This window comes from Enterobacter cloacae complex sp. 302F9 (assembly GCF_050030335.1).
Classification (GTDB): Bacteria; Pseudomonadota; Gammaproteobacteria; order Enterobacterales; family Enterobacteriaceae; genus Enterobacter; species Enterobacter hormaechei_C.
Genome location: NZ_JBLGUC010000001.1, coordinates 2,958,847 through 2,973,826 on the forward strand (window position 1 = coordinate 2,958,847; position 14,980 = coordinate 2,973,826).

The following is a 14,980-nucleotide window of genomic DNA, read 5'->3' on the forward strand; positions in this document are numbered from 1 at the left end:
AATGAACGCTCCAATTCTTTCAATAGTTGTGCCATGCTATAACGAGCAAGAGGTTTTTAATCTTTGTCTTGATGAATTATCTCAGACGTATAGTCGAAATGAAAGATAAAGGGCAAAATAAATACCAGAAGCCATATTGTATTCGTGGATGATGGAAGCAAAGATGCCACATGGAGCTTAATACAAAACGCTTCAAACAATAATGAGTTAGTAAAAGGCGTAAAGCTATCACGCAATAAAGGTCATCAGACTGCTTTAATGGCTGGGTTATCATCATGCATAGATTCTGATATTACTGTAAGCATTGATGCTGATTTACAGGATGACACAGCAGTTATTGAAAAGATGGTTGACTCATATCTTACAGGGCACGATATTGTTTATGGAGTAAGAAATGACAGAACATCAGATAGCTTCTTTAAGAAGTTCACAGCCGAAGCATTTTACAAAATAATGACGAAACTTGGCGTTAATCAAGTAGAGAATCATGCTGATTTTAGACTGTTAAGCAAAAGAGCATTGCATTCACTGCTTCAGTACAAAGAACAAAATCTTTATATAAGAGGACTTATACCTCTGATTGGGTATCCTTCCGAGAGTGTTTATTATTCTCGAAGCGAGAGGGCTGCGGGTGAATCAAAATATCCTCTCAGAGGAATGTTGGCATTGGCTCTTGAGGGGATTACTTCATTCTCTATTACCCTAAGAATTGTGACGGCGCTAGGATTTATGATATCTACGCTATCATCTATTGGGGTTGTGTATACGCTTATTCAATCTTTCCTTGGGCATACAGTGAGCGGATGGGCATCCGTTATACTAGCCGTATTATTTATTGGCGGTGTGCAAATGCTATGCCTAGGAGTTATAGGAGAATACATTGGAAAGATTTATATGGAGTCAAAAAACAGACCAAAATTTTTCGTTGAGAAAACGAAAGGATTTGAAAAATGAAAAACTTAAAAACTAGAGTACTTGTTGATTCTATATATTATTCGCCAGTTTTTTGCGGTGTGCTTGCGGCCTTTTTTGGCTATAAAATATTCAATTTACCTCTAATTTCTACAGTCTTATATATATCCGCATTTGTTCTGGCGCTTATTACTTACTGTAGACTCGAAGTGGGCGTTAGTGAAAAGGACACGATGCGCTGTAAAATATGGCCAGTATTAGCCATAAGCATTATTGTTATGATTTACGCATTGAGTTTTTATGACTCATATATGAATAAATATTTTAGCTTTAACCCAATCTTTGATGTTGATACCCATAATATTTGGCATAAAGATAGCGCCTACAATATTTCGATAATTCAAAGTATAATCAATTTTGGATACCCAAGTATAGGATTAGATGGTCATAAACTAACCGCATATCACGTTTTAAGTCATTATGCTGATGCGTTTCTTCTAACTGTGTCAGGATTACCTATATATGACTCATATGGGTTTACGTCCTACGTCAAAGCAGCATTCCTTCTTTGTTCAATCTATATATTCTGCTATAAATATTCAAAAAATGTTATAATATCATCGATCGCTTTTCTTTTTGTTGCTCCGTTTATAATTGCATCATGGCATGCAATTAACTCTCACGCACTATGGTTACCTAGCTTCATTCTTGTGTTATCTGCAGGATTTACTTTCAACTTCCTATACTCAGCAGGTACGCCATCATTAAAGAAATATAGCTTCATAACAGCAATTTCCATCATATTATGCTTAGGGAAAATATCAACAGGCCTGGCTTATATCGCAGTTATTTTCGCAGTTTCATTTATTAGAGACTATAAAAGCTTTAAGTTTTATGCACACGCAGGTGTTTTATTGTTGTTTATTGTATTTTATCAAAAGTTTATAAATTATTCATATGGCATACCTGCAATACTAAATCTGCAAATGTTATCTCCAGCAGAAATATATCAGCATTTATTAAAGGCTGACATACGCTATGAGAAATTCTTTATTCCTTGTATTTCGGTTATAATTTCACTGAGAATCTGCATAAAATCTGAATTTCTTACTAGATTATTATTCGGAGTTAGTTGCTCTTTTGTTTTTATTTTGGCAATAACTCAAGCATTTACCTCATTTAACTGGAGTGATAAATACTATTTCTTCCAGGGTCTTTACTCGGTAGTGGCATTGCTGCTTTGTTCTTATATCCTCACATGGGCTAATTCAGCTAAAGAGGAAGCAGCGCTTAAATATTTTACATCTTTCATGCTTATCTCATTTCTTTCATTTTTTGTCTATCAACCGGCATTCTCTGTATCAACAATTAATCTCAATAGTGTTGTAAGCAAGTATAGATATGCCAAAACAAAACTATTGAGAACTCAAGAGAAAACCGAAGGTGGGAACATGCATTCTTTACAAGAATACATTGCTCAATTACAACGAGATAATAGATTGCAACGTAAAGAAATGGCTATATTCATACCGAAATCAGTTGTTTTAAATCAAATAATAAAAACAAATGATGGGAATGCAAACTTTTACACCATGAATATCTATGCCGCAACTGGGGTCCAATTTATAAATGGCTTAATAGGAAATGAGCGTGCCTATGGATTGATTAATTACAAAAAACAATCAGCCATGAGGGATAGCGTTAACTATAATTATGAATGCTCAAGATTAGGAATAAAGGCCATAGTAATAGTGAATGATTATTTGGAGAATAATTATTCATCGTACTTGTGTGACAGCAAATAAGCTTTCATTGCTTTATGTGCGCATTAAGCCCCTTGCGGGGCTTAATGTTTTTAGGATACTGACCCGTATCCGTTCCCATGTACCAGAAACCCCTGCAGCTAAGCATACCCAACCCTCTTGCCCACCGGACGTCAGTGTTGGCCTGTCCACTTTATCACCAACGTTCCAGTACCCTGTTGTCGGCACGGCGTTATTTCTAACCACGCCGCGGAAATAACCACCAACATACATCCCTGTCGCTGTGGCCACTGGTGCCTGTAATCCATTTATATGGTTACCAAATATCTGCTGCATGGAATACGCTTCTGCAACTGTCGAGTTACTGATACTGAAAGCAACGGCGCTTGGATTTGTACCGGTGTTCTCTGAAATAATAATACCGGCATGATCTGTCGTTGATACCAGAACATGGTTGTCGATGGTAGGATTTGTTTCGTCAGCGTCAAACCTGCATCCGTTGATGGTAACGTTTCTTACAGTTGTTGCCGTCACCTGGATATTTGCATTTACTGCGGCACCATCTTCCCAGCCAACTCCATCGTAAGAACCTGAGAATTTAGCAGAACGGCAGTATGTCCATCGCAAAGAATTCCACCGCGATACCCACGTTCGACATTTACTGAAAAATCAATACCCCATGTATTGGTTGACTGTACACAGTACATAAAACCTGAAATTGTACCGGTTACCTTCAGCCCTTCAGAGGTCAGATACGATGTAATTGCTGACCCAGAGGATACGGCACTAGTTGACCTAGTCACTGGAATGGTATTTGTCACTCCGGCGGTGAGCCAGGTTGTTCTGGTCACTTTGCCTATGTAGGCGGATCCACTGTAAAGCATGGCACCGTAAAAAATTATGGAGTCTGCTGTTGCCTGAACGCTGACTGATGTGTTTCCTACCGCAACAGCGGACTGTAGCGTAATTCCGGTTTGGGTAAATGTTTGTGGGTTAAAGCCAACCATGGAGGAAGAGTAAGTGACTGATTCATCGCAGTGTTGCGCATGCTCTGAAATTGAAGAGCTAAACCCTCTACCACGAACCCCGCCAGGGCACGATCCAGAAAAACGAATGTTGGACTTAACGGTATAGTCAATAAGTGCCCATGGCGTGGCAGTTGACTTACCACCTACTACATTAAATGATGTAGCCCCCTGAAACACCAGACAGTAGCTGTATCTCCAGATAAGAGATAGGCTTGAATATATGTCTAACACTAACACCAATTTTGAGATGACCGGGATCCTGTTAGGGCAAGAAGTCCGTAAACGTAAAACTCCTCAGGAGAAGATCGCCATTATCCAGCAGACGATGGAGCCGGGTATGAACGTCTCCCATGTCGCCCGCCTGCATGGTATCCAGCCCAGCCTGCTGTTTAAGTGGAAGAAGCAATATCAGGAAGGCAGCCTCACCGCCGTTGCGGCTGGAGAGGAAGTCGTTCCTGCTTCTGAGCTTACTGCTGCTCTGAAGCAGGTCCGGGAGCTTCAGCGCCTTCTGGGCAAGAAGACGATGGAAGTTGAGATCCTGAAAGAAGCCGTGGAGTACGGTCAGTCGCGAAAATGGATAGCGCACGCGCCCTTGTTGCCAAAGGACGGGGAATAGCCATGGTCAGCCGGACCATGGGCGTGTCGCGTGCGCAACTGTCACTGCGGATTAACCGTTCTGCCGACTGGCAGGACAGGCGCTGTAACCGGCGTAATGAAGAAGCAGACGCAGAAATACTGTCGGCTATCCTCAACATTATCAGCGATATGCCGAGTTATGGTTATCGACGCGTGTGGGGCATCCTGCGCAAGCAACGTCGCACAGAGGGACAGCCACCTGTGAATGCCAAACGGCTTTACAGGATAATGAGCGAGCATAACCTGTTGTTGTTGCATCACAAACCAGAGCGACCGAAGCGTGAACATAAGGGCAAGATAGCGGTGGCAGAAAGCGATATGCGCTGGTGTTCAGATGGCTTCGAGTTCGGCTGCGACAACGGCGAAAAACTGCGGGTAACGTTCGCGCTGGACTGCTGCGACCGTGAGGCCATAGACTGGGCAGCAAGCACGGGAGGCTATGACAGTTCGACCGTGCAGGATGTGATGCTGAGGTCGGTGGAAAAGCGCTTCGGCGACAGGCTGCCCGACACAGCGGTGCAGTGGCTGACGGACAACGGTTCAGCATATACCGCGCATGAAACGCGGAGGTTCGCCAAAGAGCTGAATCTGGAGCCATGTACAACAGCGGTGAGCAGCCCGCAGAGCAATGGCATGGCCGAACGGTTCGTGAAGACGATGAAGGAAGACTATATCGCGTTCATGCCGAAACCGGATGTGAAACAGCCCTGCGAAACCTTGCAGCGGCGTTCACGCATTACAATCGAAAATCACCCGCATAGTGCGCTGGGATATCACTCTCCGAGAGAATACCGGCGGCAGCGGGCATCGTTAATCTTAAGATACAAAAGCTGTCCGGAAATGGCGGGTCAAGATCATTAAATGAACCTTTTACATTTTTGGCCCCTCGGACAAGAATCATTGGGTTCGTATATGTTGCCGTACCGAGATCTACAGTAATATTTTCCGCGGTGATTTCAGAAGGAGCTGTAGGATCAAGGGATGACAATCGAGTTGATGAAGTTCTGTATGTGTCAGGTACTCCAGTAATCGCGATCATTGCGCTTCCATTGTCTGGTGGAAGCCTTGAATAGACGTTTCGGATATCAATGCCTGTATGGACTTTTCCTTTATCGCGCGCAACAGCCACTTGATCGTAAACATCACCAGGTTTTGCGCTAATTAGCGCGGGACACCGTTCACCATAAATATTATTAGCCTTGACGTTATAGCAAGCGCTAAAGTAAAGCCCAATAGCACGTGGTGTAACACCATCTGCGCTAAGGAACTGAACATCTTCAACCTCAATATTTCGCGGGTGATGGCTATAAGTAACAGTACCTGTATGTGGGTTTGACAAATCAACATCACCACCCCAATGGAAAAGCATACCGGTACCCTGCCCTATGCACTTCCCGCGCTTAACCTTAACACCATCAATGTTCCCTAGACCTTCCATTGCCTGGCCACTAAATGCAGTTGTAGTGCCTACAATCGTGAAGTCATATATTTCGATATCATTTATTAGTCCAGAATCATCAGAAGGTTGATAATAACCTCCAATCAGCAGCGCATTTCCATAATTCCCGCTTGTAGGCCAGGCAATGCAGCCAACACGAGCATTTAATCCATGTAATTTCAAAGATGATTTAGAAATTAATAAATTGTCAGTTGCTTCCAGCGTTTCGTTAACAATCCATGCATCAGAATCGAAAATATAATGTCCGCCAATACTTGCATTAAGTATTTTATAAACGCCATTTGTTACTCGAATTGGCTCGCCTGATGAAATGCTGTACGCGTCAGCAGCAAGCAAGGCTGCTGTATCATCAGTTACCCCATCGCCTGCAGCACCAAAATATTTCAAAGTGCGGTAAAGCGTACCGTATGCTTTATTATTGCCATCAATGACTTTGTTAATAAGTGCAGATCTTAGCAAAGAGTCGCCTATGCTTAACCATTTGCCGGGGCCCACACCACCAGAGGTATCCGGGGTTGACCCAGCGTCTACGTGCTTAGGCAATGCCCCATCCCAGCGGTAGTATTCACCTGTAACCTCATCACGCAGGGCCTGATTTGGCAGAGTGATGTCTGCGCCATCCTGGAACGAGTCGACTGGGATCCACCCATACTGAGCAATCGCCTGCTGCGCCAGCCACCGCAGGCCTTCGATGGTGTAATGCTCGTTTCCGAACCGGTCAACATAGGTATTAACCAGCGAGGTAACGAACTCGTCAATTTTCCCCGCGTTAAACTTCAGATCGCGTGGTGATTCGCTGGGGACAGGCAAATTGGTAGGTTGCGTAGCCATATTGATTCCATAAAAAAACCCGGCGCGGTGGCCGTGTCTGGTTGATCGGGGACGGTTCTTATTGGTAGATGGCGTCGCTGTATTCCGCGACGGTCAGAGATACCGTGTTATCTGTGTTTGGTTTGATGCTGTTGACCGTCCATAGCTGACTGTCCAGCTCCTCTAATCGTACTTGCCGATCCCGATGCACATCCACTCTGTAACGTACTTCAGGCCGCCGTCTGTGGAAGTCTGGTGTACGTATTCGAATACCGACTCCTGAATCAGATCCGGGAACGAACGAATCTGCCCGTAAATGTCCGGCTTTGCCTTGTAAACGCGAGCGGTATTTGTCTGACCGGTCAGGCTATTGTTGGGCGAGTCGACGGTATTACCGCCGTTGTTTGCTATAGCGGGCTTCGGCGCCAGGAACGAAAACACCTGGCCAACTACTTTGAATATCGGGCTCAGGATGTCGCCGACAATGCCCTTTGGCTGGTCGAATATCTGGATATGGTCCAGCTCGCTCAACTCAAACGCCAGCTCATCATCGTCACCCAGCTTTACGCCGTTGCGGACGATCAGCAGGTCGCGGTGGAAAGTAGCGTCATTGGCCGCCAGCCAGTCATAAAAAAGGGTGCCGTTTGGCACCCTGCAACGCAGCTTAGGCGTTCCTGGAAAATTCGATATCTCAACCAGCGCCATATTCGAAAAACTCCACTTTGGTGAATGCCCGCTGAATGACCAGCAACGAGTCCATGCGCACGCTTCCGTTCTCTCCACGCGAGTGCAGCGCCTGCCGGTTCAGTACCAGGCCAACGTGTGCCGGTTGCGTGCCGCGGTACCCGACGAATATCCCGCCTTCGATCGGTTTATCGACCTGGCGCCAGAAGACGACGTCGCCCTGATAGCAGGTGAAGAAGTCAGCCCCGGCTTCGTAGCCCGGCGTCTGGTGCAGCTCAATGCCGAGGACGTGACGGTAATACAGCACGCACAATCCCCAGCAGTCAGTCTTTTCGAAGGAGCAGGCGCGGTTAGACCACGGCACGCCGATAACCCGCCGGATAAATTCATCTTTAGTCATGCGGATTCCTTATAGGTACTGGAGTCCAGTGTATTCGCGGGGATCGTATAATTTTCCAATATTATTATTGAGCGGGTTGGTCACAGACAGGGTGACAGACGCGGCATCAGCATCGATATCGACCGTCTTGACGTAAAGCTGCCACGACTTAATCGGCACCGACACATCGCCGCTGTCGAATATCTGCCGCGTGGCCGTGATGGCAGTCAGCCTGGCCGCACCCTTCCACTGTTTCATCAGCGCTTTGATATCCGACGACAGCCGCCCTAACTTCACCGTCGCGTCGATCACCGGCGTACCGCTCTGCTGGCTCTCTTCGATTTCAAAACGGGCGGGTGTGTACGTCTGTCCGCCAAGCGTCTTCGGGAAGAACTGCTTATCGACCAGGCGGACATAGCCGAAGGATGGATGGTAGAACGTGATTGTGTCGTACAGTCCGCGCGTCGGGCGTTGCTGCTTATACTCCCTGAAGCTCGGCATTACGGCACCCTCGGTAGTGATTCCGGATCGCGCCCGTCCGGATAACCCGTGACAACGATATCCAGCCACGAATCCCACGGCGGCGGCAGTTCAACAATGATGTCGTCAAACTCGTCATCGGCGTTGTACAGGTGGTTGGCAATAACGGTCCCCGTCCAGGTCACCACCCCGCCGTCGATACTGGTTTGCACCGGCATCTGCGTGAAGTGAAGCTCCTGCAACTGGAGGCCACTGCCGCCCAGATTGATATTCATACGGAACCAGTTCAGTCCCCGGTTGAGATAGTTCGGGCTGCGTAGCCACTGCTGGAAAGCGCGTTCCTGGGCCAGAGTGAAGATCCACGTCAGCGACCAGGTCACTTTCAGGTCGTCGGTTTGATTCTCGAAGATAGCCGGGCCGACCGCTGGCTGATCGGTCTGGAACCCGGTATCGAGAGTCATGTTTTTGCTGGCCTTCTGCGCCAGCGGCAGCCAGTCGGGATAGTCGATAATTGGCATCAGCCCTGCCCCCTTGGCGTGCGTTTAACATTGAAGTTACTGGTTATACCGCTGCTGATTGGCCCGCCGTTGTTCAGGTCTGCAACAATGACATCGACGGTAAGCCCACCATTTGCATCAGTGCCAGCCTGTGCATCAACGGACGATGACGTGTAGTTCTGGATGTTGATAACTACCCCTCCGCCGCCAGCAGTCATCTCCTTGTTGCTTATCACCCTGCCATTGTCGCCTGGTATCATGTACTGCTTTCCGGTACTGGCCTGGTAAATCTCCGGCATGCCGCCTTCGCCTACCTGATACATCCCCCCAGCCGAGACAGGCCCGCCGTTCTTGCGTTTGCCTGACAGTGCCAGGATGCCAGCCATCGCGCCAAGGCCAATAGCTACTGCGCCACCGAATGAAGCCACGGAGGACATGATGGCCGCAGGAGTCCATGCCGCCGTAGTAGCCGCTGCCGCTGCCGTCGAAGTCGCCGTCGTGGTTGCGATGCCTGCTGCCTGTGCGGTGGTGGATGCTGCAACCGCCGCAGTAGTGGCCGTCTGGCCCATAATGGCCGACTTAACCCACTCAATGCCCATCTGAACGAACGAGTTGACCACGCTGTTCAGCACGGTCATCCCGATGCTGCGCATTGCATCGCTGGCTGACATACTTCCGGTGACAATGCCAGTCAGCGCGTTACTTGCCACAGAACCGAGAGAGTCGAAAGCCGCCGCCGCTGCCTGAGTGGCCGCGTTCTGTTGCGCCCATTCTTCCCACATCGCAGCGTTACGCTGATCACGATACTGCTGCTCGATAGCTGCACGCGCTGCCTCAGCCTCCCCGATCTTCTGCGGGTAAAGCTGGGCGTAAAGCTGGATATCAGCAATGTCTTTCTGATACTGACTATCCAGCCCGGCAGTTTTACTGGTTTTTCCCTGGATGGTGCTGAACTTATTGGCTGCCTCTGTGCGCTCCCGTTCAGCCTTAGCCTGCTCACGCAATGCGTTGGCATTGTCCCAAGCTTTACCTGCCAGTTGGCCGGCCAGCAGAAGTTGTTCCTGCGTGGCTGTGTTGCCGAGAGACTGTTGCGCATTAAGCACGGCCTGCGCCCTGGACAGCTCCCCGACACTGCCAGCTGACAGCTCGGCCTTCTGCCTCAGCTCGTCCAGTTTTTGGTTAACGGTTTCCTGCGCTTTAGCGTATTGATCCGCTTCTTTCTTAGCGGCTGACGCTCCACCTTTCGACTTGCTCCCGGTGGTCGTTGCCGTGGTTTTTATCTCGATCGGCTTTGTGTTAGCCGCGGTCTGCGATGCTTTGGAAACAGCGGCCAGGTCGCCAACCAGCATGGCGGCTTTATTACTCAGCCCGGCCAGCGATTTGTTTTGCGCCTCCCAGCCATCAAGCCCAAGCCATGACCAGGTGCGCGCGCGGCGGGTAAACATTTCAGCGGTGCTGTTCAGATCCGATATCTGAGCATCTGCCGACGCCGCTTTACCCACCAGCCGGTCGAGCGCAGCAGTCATTGAGTCGATAACCGCAACCAGGCCATTGCTGGCTCCTGTTGCCTGGTTAACTGATTTGTACGTCATCAGCAGCCTCCGACCACCATGAACAGACCGACACTATTACCAGCGCTGATCGGCAACTCATCGGTGCAGCCGCTGGTATCTAGCCGGGCCAGCGAGTCTCGCAGCCAGGTAATGCTGTCGTCGCCATATTCAAACGAACGGGACGCGCCAGAAGGCGCACCCTGTGACTTGATGCGGCGCGCGCCAGAAGACGTAGCCATGAGCGCGGCTGCATACATCAGGATCAGCTTCGCGGTGCACTCGTCATACCCCGCGCCATCGAGGCACGGGATGATCTTGTTTACCACGCAGAGAATCGGCTCCAGCAGCGCACCCGGGATGGAGTAACCCAATTCACCGAGGAACGCCTGCACGTCTGCCGCTGTGATTGGGTCAGCCATGGTTATTTCGCCTTTTTGATTGCTTCTGCCAGTGCGGTTTCGGCTTCGTCAGCGCGTTTTGTTTCTGCTGCCAGCGCGTCGGCATGAGCCTTGTCTTTAGCTTCACCATCGGCGATTAGCTTTTGGTTCTGCTCCAGTGCGTCGGCGAGTTGCTTTTGCAGGACAGACAGATCGCCTGACGGCGATGACGGCGTAGCCACTTCGAAGGCAAGCTTCTCGCCTTTCTTCTTATCGGTCTCCTTCGCCTTGCCAGTGCTGATCCAGCGCTTTGCCGTTTCATCGTCTACCTCTACCACGGAACCAACCTCCAGTTTGCGGAGGTTGGCACCGGCGTGCAGGTTACTTGCCACGATTTCTACCAGTGCCATGATTTATCCTTAGCTTGATGCGTGAATTACGGAGTATTTGTTGTTGATGTCCTGCTTGACCATCAACCCCATTGCACCCCAGGTGCGCCAGATGTAGTCGCTGTTGTACTCCGGACGCGGAGATGCGACGGTACCGATAGCCTGGCCGACGATTGGAGCGATGACGCCTGCACTCAGTGGAACGATGACGATTTCGTTACCTGTGAGCTGGCTGTCTTCTTTAATCGCCGCTACACCGGTCAGTTTCAGGATTTCATCCATGATCGTTCCGGACTGGAAGTTGTCGGAGAAATAGCGTTCCAGGTTGGAGATGATTTCACCGGATACGTACCAGGTCTGCTCTGCATACTGGTTGTTCACGCGGCGCATCTGATCACGCAGTGCGATTGCGCCAGCGCGGATGTCCTGAGACGTTGCTGTGCCAGAGGTAAAATCGATGTTCAGGCCTGAAGCGCCAAGGTCGATCTGCGCTACGCGCTCATCGTCACGCAACCCTTTCCAGGTCAGACCGTCAAACACTGCGAAGTTGCCAGCTTTGTCGCGGAAGCCGTTGAAGATGTAGTCAACGTAACGACGCTGAACGCCTTCAACCGAACCACGCTGCGCATCAGCCTGCGACTGCAATGCCTGCGGGCTGTTGAAGATTGGATCACGCCATTCGAACTTAAAGCCCGAGTCGTGGATAGGCACCATGGTGCCATCGAAGGAATAGCTACGAGCATCGAGTGCCGCGCCGACCTGTCCGGACATGGAAGTGTGAGCCCAGCCGCGGCCACCGGTACGAGCGTAGTCGTAACGAGACTGTTCGATTCGAACGGAGCGAGAAAGCGGCATTAGATCGTTCAGCAGAGTGAACTCGGTATTCGGCTCGAACTGCTGAAGAACAGTTGTGTCGAAAGCGCGATACAGGCGACGAATATCGTCAGCTGCGTTCACCGCATCGAGATAAGGAGCGTTTTCTGCATCGCCACGGAACTGAGTGCGCGCCAAGAAATCCGCTGCTGCCTGAGCACTGGCGTTTCGCTCAATTTCAAGAGCGCGCCATTGCGCCTGATTTACCGCGAGGTTACCGGTCTTTTCACCGATAGACTTGGAGAATACAAACATATCCGCTCCTTATTTGATTACGACACGAAGCAGATCGCCTGCCGCCGCTGTGTATGATTTGTCTTCCTCGACGTAGCAGCGCACTGACTCATCGCCAGCAGCCACCTTGACTCGACCGTTTGCAATAGAGAGCGCCTGTCCCTTGGTGTAGGTGCCGGCTTCGGCACGAACGTTGAGGAACATGCCCGGCAGAGGCTGAATACCTACGACAAGCTCGCCAGCAGGGATAGCGTCGTCCACTGACAGGCAGCGCAGATAGTCTTTGTTGGCCACATACAGAATTGCAGCCTCATTGCCATCCACAGAGGCAGTGAACTTGTCCGCTGCACTGAAGAAGCCAATGGTACCCGGCGGAGTAGATGCCGCGGCCGCGCCTTCACGGTTAAGCAGCGGATTAGGGAACACGCCGCCGGCGTGGATGATATGCTTTCCGTCTTTAGCCATTTTTTACTCCGGCATTTCGCTGACTGATTGGGTGTTGGTAGCCTGGCGGAACGTACCGTTCAGGCCGAAAGATGTCTGGCACTTGGCATACATAGCGTCGAGCGCCTTACCGTCCAGGTCTGCGACTTCGTCATCGCTCATGTTCATCGCCAACTTCACAGCCGCGCGCTTTTCGCCTTTCTCTTTGTCGGCATTAGCGTTCAGGCTGTTGAAAACGACATCCACGCGATCGGCGAGTTTCTGCGCCCACACTGGCATCTCTTCGCTGTTCGTGGCCTGCTCTTTAGCCTTCTTGTCATCCGCTTCTTTCTTCTCACGTGCGGCCTTCTCTTCAGGCGTTTCTTCTTTGCTGTCGGAGTTTTCTGCCAACATCTGGTTATATGCGTCCATCAGTTCGGCATCGGTTTTACCGTCAACCGATTTACCTTTGGCCTTCAGCGCATTAACGATGAGCTCTTTCATCGGGTCTGTTTCCTTCTGGGTTGAATCGCTGTTGGCGCCGAAAAACGCCTTTAGCTGGTTGAAAAATGTTTTGAATGCGGGGTCTTGCTGGTCTGGGGTAGCGGACTCTTCGAGATTAACGACCTCGATTTCGAGTTCATCACCCTCGGCGTTAACGAAGATGCCCACGCCCTCCTCCGGCGTACCGGCGCCGGGCTCATCAAGCAGCACCGCCACATGGTCAAACATCATGTTGGTGGCGATCTCGTTGTACTTTTTGCCCTTCGACTCGCCGTTGGCGGCGATACCGGAATACAGCAGGCCGGTGGAGATATGGATCGGGTCGGAGTTGGTACCGGCCAGCATCTCATCCAGGCGATTAATCAGGCGCTTACCCTTCTCGCTGGATTCGGCGTACTGGCGGTTAACGTACATATCACCCGTCACTTTGCCGTCTTTGTGGCTGACGTTCTGTAGCCATGCACCGACGTGGTACTCGTTCACCGCCCGGACATCTCGCGCCGACACATGCTTGCCGTCCACTTTCGGGTGGCCCAGCGGCATCGGGTTACGCTCGAGCGTGTTGTAGGCCTTTTCGATTTCTGCTGCCGGGTACAACTTCCGGTTCATCACGATATCGTCCACGACAGGCGTGATGCCGCGAACCACGATATGTGGCTTGCCGTCGATGGTTTCAGTTGTGATGTTTGAAGCGGAGTTGACGACGGTCAGCACGTTAACGCGGTTGCGTTTCATGCTGGGTCCTCGTTAGTGGGAGTTTTCGGTCATCACCTGAATCAGGTAATCAGCACAAGCTTCTCCGTCGGTGGAGTCGCCATCCTGATAAGCATCAGGGTTGTGCTTATAGTCATCGCGCCACTTCACGAAAGCGGCTCTGATTTGCGATTCAGTGAACAGGCGGCCATGGTTGATATCTCTCGGCGCTTCTCTCGGAATAGGGTTGCTCACTCAGCCTCCTTAGTAGTCCATTGTTTGCGCTCTTTTTTCAGCTTATCCGCAAGCCCCTCGTTGAAGATGCTGCCGTCGTCATTGAGCAGCGCCGGGATCTGGCCGCAATAGCAGTTATACCGATTGCCGTTCTCTGCGTAGAAGTCGCGTACCTCTTCTGTGGTGTAAACCTTGCCGTGACGGCTGGCGTGCCAGGTGCGCGTCGTAGGCTTGAGCGCTGACAGCCACAGCAGGCCGGTGTTCAGCCCAAGCCGGTCAGCGGCCCAGTCCGTTTCGTTCCACTGCGCCTGCCTCAGCGCGCCGACCTGCTCGGTCTGAGCGATGTTTTTCGCTTTCGACATGGACACATCGAGGCGCTTACTGATTACGCTGGCTGTCTCGCGGGGATTCACGCCGCGCGCTACCGCATCGGTGATGATGTTTGTCAGGTCGCCGCGGGCGGTGTCGCTGATGACCTTCCAGTCACTGAACGTTGTCAGCCTGGCCGCCGCAATCTGGTTCAGGTAGCGTGGGCTGCTTAAAAGCTGCTGTAGCGTCGTCTGACTGGCGTACACCTGCGACTGAACCGACAGGTTGGTGAAGGCGTTTAGCGTGCCGCGGTCATATTCCGCAATGACGTAGTCCATCGCCCACAGGTTCTGACTGCCGCCTTCAAGAAGCTCATCATCCAGAATCGACTGCACCACCTGGAGCAGGTCGGCCAGTTCAGCAGCTGTCATGTCATAGATGAACTTACCGGCATTGACCTGATACAGCGAAGGCTCTGCACCTTCGTTGTTGCACATCATCCATGACCGCTGTGCGTTCGCCTCTCGCTGCTGTCCTGTCAGCCTTTGGTCAAAGAGTGCCTTCAGCCTGCGCTTAATGTTCAGATACCGATCTTCGATAACGTTGAACATCCGACTGACCTGCCGCGATGATTGCGTCGGGTCAGCTTTATTGCGCGGTACGATTGGCGTCCCGATTCTGGTTTGCGCTGTCATCATCATCTGTCAGCGGATCCTTATCGGTTTGCTTTACATCAGGGTTAG

General features: G+C 50.5%; 15 protein-coding genes and 3 pseudogenes. 4 read left to right on the plus strand and 14 right to left on the minus strand.

Translation table 11 applies throughout. The annotated features are described in order from the left end of the window. Position 1: 1 nt before the first annotated feature. Both ACQG0T_RS14350 and ACQG0T_RS14355 read left to right on the plus strand, forming a co-directional pair. Positions 2–954: pseudogene (locus tag ACQG0T_RS14350) on the plus strand (glycosyltransferase family 2 protein). Next, positions 951–2,717: a hypothetical protein gene (locus ACQG0T_RS14355; RefSeq protein WP_271040336.1), complete on the plus strand. Its 1,767-nt coding sequence runs from the start codon at positions 951–953 to the stop codon at positions 2,715–2,717. The pseudogene ACQG0T_RS14350 and the gene ACQG0T_RS14355 overlap by 4 nt, the downstream one beginning before the upstream one ends. A 12-nt stretch (positions 2,718–2,729) precedes the next feature. On the opposite strand, the gene ACQG0T_RS14360 is transcribed toward ACQG0T_RS14355, so the two are convergent. Next, on the minus strand, positions 2,730–3,302 hold the full coding sequence (locus ACQG0T_RS14360; protein WP_426723809.1) for a hypothetical protein: 573 nt from the start codon (positions 3,300–3,302) through the stop codon (positions 2,730–2,732). Between the two features lie 621 nt (positions 3,303–3,923). Here ACQG0T_RS14360 and ACQG0T_RS14365 point away from each other — a divergent pair. After that, positions 3,924–4,319, plus strand: a complete 396-nt coding sequence (locus ACQG0T_RS14365) for a transposase (protein ID WP_001514479.1) — start codon at positions 3,924–3,926, stop codon at positions 4,317–4,319. Positions 4,320–4,336: 17 nt separating this feature from the next. After that, positions 4,337–5,074, plus strand: a pseudogene (locus ACQG0T_RS14370) (DDE-type integrase/transposase/recombinase); the annotation flags it as partial. Position 5,075: 1 nt separating this feature from the next. On the opposite strand, the gene ACQG0T_RS14375 reads toward ACQG0T_RS14370, so the two are convergent. The 13 genes and pseudogenes from ACQG0T_RS14375 to ACQG0T_RS14435 all read right to left on the minus strand — a co-directional run bounded on the left by ACQG0T_RS14375 (position 5,076) and on the right by ACQG0T_RS14435 (position 14,932). Continuing rightward, positions 5,076–6,629, minus strand: coding sequence for a hypothetical protein (locus tag ACQG0T_RS14375; RefSeq protein ID WP_426723810.1), 1,554 nt, complete (start codon positions 6,627–6,629; stop codon positions 5,076–5,078). Between the two features lie 165 nt (positions 6,630–6,794). Continuing rightward, positions 6,795–7,313 (minus strand): annotated as a pseudogene (locus ACQG0T_RS14380) (phage tail protein); the annotation flags it as partial. After that, complete coding sequence (locus tag ACQG0T_RS14385) at positions 7,300–7,692, minus strand: NlpC/P60 family protein (protein WP_271040339.1); 393 nt, start codon at positions 7,690–7,692, stop codon at positions 7,300–7,302. The gene ACQG0T_RS14385 and the pseudogene ACQG0T_RS14380, both read right to left, overlap by 14 nt. 9 nt (positions 7,693–7,701) lie before the next feature. Further along, positions 7,702–8,172, minus strand: a complete 471-nt coding sequence (locus tag ACQG0T_RS14390) for a hypothetical protein (RefSeq protein ID WP_032648609.1) — start codon at positions 8,170–8,172, stop codon at positions 7,702–7,704. Next, on the minus strand, positions 8,172–8,669 hold the full coding sequence (locus ACQG0T_RS14395) for a hypothetical protein (RefSeq protein ID WP_016245414.1): 498 nt from the start codon (positions 8,667–8,669) through the stop codon (positions 8,172–8,174). Before ACQG0T_RS14395 ends, ACQG0T_RS14390 begins: the two co-directional genes overlap by 1 nt. Next, positions 8,669–10,240 carry a hypothetical protein gene (locus tag ACQG0T_RS14400; protein WP_416347456.1) on the minus strand — a complete coding sequence of 524 codons (1,572 nt, stop codon included), beginning with the start codon at positions 10,238–10,240 and terminating at the stop codon, positions 8,669–8,671. The genes ACQG0T_RS14395 and ACQG0T_RS14400 overlap by 1 nt, the downstream gene beginning before the upstream one ends. Then, positions 10,240–10,620, minus strand: a complete 381-nt coding sequence (locus ACQG0T_RS14405; RefSeq protein ID WP_205923700.1) for a DUF7370 family protein — start codon at positions 10,618–10,620, stop codon at positions 10,240–10,242. Before ACQG0T_RS14405 ends, ACQG0T_RS14400 begins: the two co-directional genes overlap by 1 nt. A 2-nt stretch (positions 10,621–10,622) precedes the next feature. Then, positions 10,623–10,988, minus strand: coding sequence for a hypothetical protein (locus tag ACQG0T_RS14410; protein WP_271040340.1), 366 nt, complete (start codon positions 10,986–10,988; stop codon positions 10,623–10,625). Positions 10,989–10,997: 9 nt separating this feature from the next. Then, positions 10,998–12,095, minus strand: coding sequence for a major capsid protein (locus tag ACQG0T_RS14415; protein WP_271040341.1), 1,098 nt, complete (start codon positions 12,093–12,095; stop codon positions 10,998–11,000). A 9-nt stretch (positions 12,096–12,104) separates the two neighbouring features. Next, positions 12,105–12,539 (minus strand): hypothetical protein, encoded by a 435-nt coding sequence (locus tag ACQG0T_RS14420; protein ID WP_032619440.1) that lies wholly within the window; start codon positions 12,537–12,539, stop codon positions 12,105–12,107. Positions 12,540–12,542: 3 nt separating this feature from the next. Continuing rightward, positions 12,543–13,736, minus strand: coding sequence for a DUF2213 domain-containing protein (locus tag ACQG0T_RS14425; RefSeq protein ID WP_271040342.1), 1,194 nt, complete (start codon positions 13,734–13,736; stop codon positions 12,543–12,545). 12 nt (positions 13,737–13,748) lie between these two features. Continuing rightward, positions 13,749–13,949, minus strand: a complete 201-nt coding sequence (locus ACQG0T_RS14430) for a hypothetical protein (protein WP_271040343.1) — start codon at positions 13,947–13,949, stop codon at positions 13,749–13,751. Beyond that, positions 13,946–14,932: a phage minor head protein gene (locus ACQG0T_RS14435; protein ID WP_271040822.1), complete on the minus strand. Its 987-nt coding sequence runs from the start codon at positions 14,930–14,932 to the stop codon at positions 13,946–13,948. Before ACQG0T_RS14435 ends, ACQG0T_RS14430 begins: the two co-directional genes overlap by 4 nt. Between the last annotated feature and the right edge of the window lie 48 nt (positions 14,933–14,980).